The sequence below is a fragment of the Desulfobulbaceae bacterium genome (genome assembly GCA_013792005.1).
Lineage (GTDB): Bacteria > Desulfobacterota > Desulfobulbia > Desulfobulbales > VMSU01 > VMSU01.
Map to the genome: position 1 here is coordinate 1 of VMSU01000201.1, position 2,255 is coordinate 2,255.

The window sequence follows — 2,255 nt, forward strand, 5'->3', positions numbered from 1 at the left end:
TGCCAACCAGCCTGGTAGGGTGTGCATGGTTTCATCATGCGCACCGATTGATGGGCCATTCATGATCCGCGTGCGCAACAAGTTGCACACCCTACCCCTGCCCACAAGAAACCGCACCTACAGCAGACCTACCCCCTTAGATTATAATAGAATTTCCTCCAAGACCGATGGTAGAATCGTATGATCCGCCCCCGCTGGGATGGCAAAAACATCATCCTCTGCACCACAAATCAATAAGGGCACCGATTGGTGGCCCATTCATGATCCGCGTGCGCAACAAGTTGCGCACCCTACCCCTCTTGAAGAGGTTAGTGGAACCGGCCTTTCCAACCGGCCTTTCCAACCGGCTAATAATTATAGAGAAAAAATATCATTCCGCGCTTCCGGAATGTTTTACACTACTCCGGACAAAAAAACCGGTTCCACGTCCTCCTTTTAAAATACCTCTCCTGCAAAGATCCCCAACAAATAGTCGACTCCCGCTGCGCAAAGACGACCTTGGTCATTTTTTCTATTGGCATACCCCAAAAATATGCCGCTCAAACTCCCCCGACAACCTGCCACCAAACAATACATTCCCCCACATTATCCAATAAATAAACAAAGACACCCCCCCCACCGACACCTCATCATCATCTCCTGCGGATGCGCCGAAAAATTACACAAACAAAGAGCCAAAAAAATGGCACGATTGATGCATTTTAACCAAACACGTCAAATAATCTGGCGACGCTTACGCCTGACAGATGAGACGAAAAAATGAATCACTAATCACCGATGATAACAAATCATTATTATTGTTACCCTGTCAGCAAACGGCAGAAAGTATCACAAAGGAGACAAAGACATGTGGCAATGGAGTAAAACCCCAATTACAGTATTCGCAGGACTGATCATGGCGGCAATTCTGGCCGTCCCCCCTGCACTGGCAACTCCGATATTTTCACTGGGCAGCCCTTTGAGCGGAGCGGTAGGAGATGAGGTTTCCGTAGATCTCAACCTTGACCTCGCCGATGGCGACAGTCTCTTTTCCGCCGATTTTACCATCACCTATGACAGCAGCTACCTCGAATACCTCGGTGCCTCAGTCGTACATGGATACATATTACTTTTGGACGATTTTATCGGCGCTCCCTCTCCCAATCCGATCACATTCACTTTGTCAGTATTTGATCAAACTACTAACGATGGAAGTTTCTACGGCCCCAACAGTTACGAACTGGCAGACTTGACCTTCCGGATTATCGGTGGTGGCCAAGGCGATCAGACCCTTATTAGATTCGGAAACTTAGATGCATACGACGATTTAAGCACAAACCCAATCTCAGCCGTCACTAGCGACAATAGCGTTACCATTACTGACACCGCTCCTATCCCGGAACCAACCACCATGCTGCTATTGGGCACCGGGCTGGCTGGACTAGGTGCCATGCGGACCCAGCGGAGGAAACGAGCCACCCACCGGCTACCCACACGGTAGATAGCCGTTACAGAAGTACCGATCTGCAAAGAACTCCCCGAGGCATCGTAAATTGTATTTTCAGGCACGATACCTAATATCACTAACGCCCTACCTTCAGCTGAGGAGGAGATAAAAATGACAGGAAAGGTAAGTGCCGCCCCAAAAGCAGACCCACAGGCCCCACAAGCCCCCCAGTCGCCCCAAGTACGCTGGGACACCTCGAACCTGAAAAGTTCCTACGCCAATGTCTGCAACGCCACCTGCACCAGAGAGGAGGTAGTGCTCAACTTCGGCATTAATCAAAATTGGGACCGCAACTCTCAGGATTTTGAAATTCAGCTGGATCACCGCATTATCCTAAGTCCCTTTGCTGCTAAGCGTTTAACCGACTTGTTGCAGAAATTGCTCACCGACTATGAGGCCAAACACGGCGAACTAAAGTCCTAACAGGCCATGGCCTGCTAGGAGTGAGGACTCCGAACAGACCATGACATAGAGCGCCACATGAAAAGCACCTACTGTCATCGCCACAAACACGGCAATGTCCGCAAACTCCCATCCATTATGGTTGAGGGGAATGATGATAATATGCCTAAACAACAACGGGCTTCCGGATTAATACTCTGGAAGCCCGTTGTTGTTTGATATCAAGCAACTACACAGGTTAACGGTAATCAGTTATCGGTTTACGGTTAAAAAAATCATGGCTGGTCATACTTCACCGTCAACCGTCAACCGTTAACCCACAACCTTAAATCCGTTAAAGAGATTCTCGCACTGCGGGAAAAATGGC

Annotated in this window: 2 protein-coding genes; both read left to right on the forward strand. The window is 49.0% G+C overall.

Going from position 1 to position 2,255, the window contains the following annotated elements; all coding sequences use genetic code 11:
• Positions 1–847: 847 nt before the first annotated feature.
• Positions 848–1,480, forward strand: a complete 633-nt coding sequence (locus FP815_13025) for a PEP-CTERM sorting domain-containing protein (GenBank protein MBA3015847.1) — start codon at positions 848–850, stop codon at positions 1,478–1,480.
• A gap of 117 nt (positions 1,481–1,597) precedes the next feature.
• A complete protein-coding gene (locus tag FP815_13030) occupies positions 1,598–1,909 on the forward strand; it encodes a DUF3467 domain-containing protein (protein ID MBA3015848.1) in 312 nt (103 codons plus the stop codon).
• The last annotated feature ends 346 nt before the right edge of the window (positions 1,910–2,255 follow it).